1 protein-coding gene is annotated in these 1,590 nt (G+C 61.6%); it reads left to right on the top strand.

The annotated features are described in order from the left end of the window. Positions 1-482 precede the first annotated feature (482 nt). A complete protein-coding gene (locus CWO89_RS44030) occupies positions 483-1,457 on the top strand; it encodes a TRAP transporter substrate-binding protein (RefSeq protein ID WP_130584362.1) in 975 nt (324 codons plus the stop codon). Positions 1,458-1,590: the final 133 nt, after the last annotated feature.

Here is a 1,590-nt window from a genome sequence, read left to right as displayed (position 1 = left end):
CGCAACGCGCTGCGAGAACGCGGACTCACATCCCGTCCGTTGCTTGACAGATAAATCAGGACTTATCCCGTCATTGCGAGCGGAGCGAAGCAATCCATGCCTCCGCGTGCGGCGCGATGGATTGCTTCGCTCCGCTCGCAATGACGCACCAGGAGAGAGCAGCGCACTCAACTCTTTCCCTCAGCCTGAGGAGGCCGCGCCGCGGCCGTCTCGAAGGCCGAGGCCACCCGGCGGGGCCTCATCCTTCGAGACGTCTGCTGCGCAGGCTCCTCAGGATGAGGGGCAAGCAGCGTGCACCTTGGACAGATCGTCGCACTTTTGCGGCGCAACATGCGCGGTGATGTCGGACCCTGCTAACGGGCAATGGCAATTTGGTCGGCTTCTCTGTATTGGTGCGGCTGGGATACAAAACTTGGGGCGGGTGATTGCGCGCCCCGCAATAAAGCGGGAGGAAACATGCGTAAGTTGGTGTTGGCTGCGGCATCGGTCGTGCAATTGCGTTTGCCGGGCCGGCGGCGGCGGACGATCCGATCGTCATCAAGTTCAGTCACGTCGTCGCAACCAACACGCCGAAGGGGCAGGCGGCCGAGAAGTTCAAGGAACTGGCCGAGAAATACACGGGCGGCAAGGTGAAGGTCGAGGTCTACCCGAACTCGCAGCTTTACAAAGACAAGGAGGAGCTCGAGGCCCTGCAGCTCGGCGCGGTGCAGATGCTGGCGCCCTCGAACTCCAAGTTCGGCCCGATCGGGGTCAAGGAATTCGAGGTGTTCGATCTGCCCTACATCCTTCCTGACCTCGCCACGCTGCGCAAGGTCACCGACGGTCCGCTCGGCGCCAAGCTTCTGAAATTGCTCGAGCCGAAGGGCATGATCGGCCTCGCCTACTGGGACAACGGCTTCAAGCAGATGAGCGCCAACAAGAAGCTGATCGAGCCGGCGGACTACAAGGGACTGAAGTTCCGGATCCAGTCATCGAAGGTGCTGGAGGCGCAGTTCCGCGCGCTCGGTGCGATCCCGCAGGTGATGGCGTTCTCCGAGGTGTACCAGGCGCTGCAGACCGGCGTGGTCGACGGCCAGGAGAACACCTGGTCGAACATCTACACCCAGAAGATGCACGAGGTGCAGAAGTACATCACCACCACCAATCACGGCTATATCGGCTACATCGTGGTCGTGAACAAGAAATTCTGGGAGGGCCTGCCGCCCGACATCCGCGAGCAGTGCGACAAGGCGATGAAGGAAGCTACCGCCTACGGCAACGGCCAGTCGCAGAAGGAGAACGAGGACGCGCTCGCCGAGATCAAGAAGACCGGCAAGAGCGAGATCATCACGCTGACGCCGGAGCAGGACGCCGCGATGCGCAAGGCGATGGAGTCGGTCTACAAGGACGTCGCCAAGCGCGTCGGCCAAGGCCTGATCGATGAGTTCCTGAAGGAGACCAAGGGCGCGACCAACTGATCGTGTGATGGTTTTGCGTCGATCGTGAAGCGAGCTCTGATCGCCTCTCCCCGCGTGCGGGGAGAGGCCGGAATTCAAGCTGCGCTTGAATTCCGGGTGAGGGGCTGCCCTCCCCCCGTAAGAACGGCTATTA

Source organism: Bradyrhizobium sp. Leo170 (assembly GCF_004296405.1).
Classification (GTDB): Bacteria; Pseudomonadota; Alphaproteobacteria; order Rhizobiales; family Xanthobacteraceae; genus Bradyrhizobium.
The sequence above is the reverse complement of the archived record's forward strand: the minus strand, read 5'-3'. Positions and strand labels throughout refer to the sequence as shown.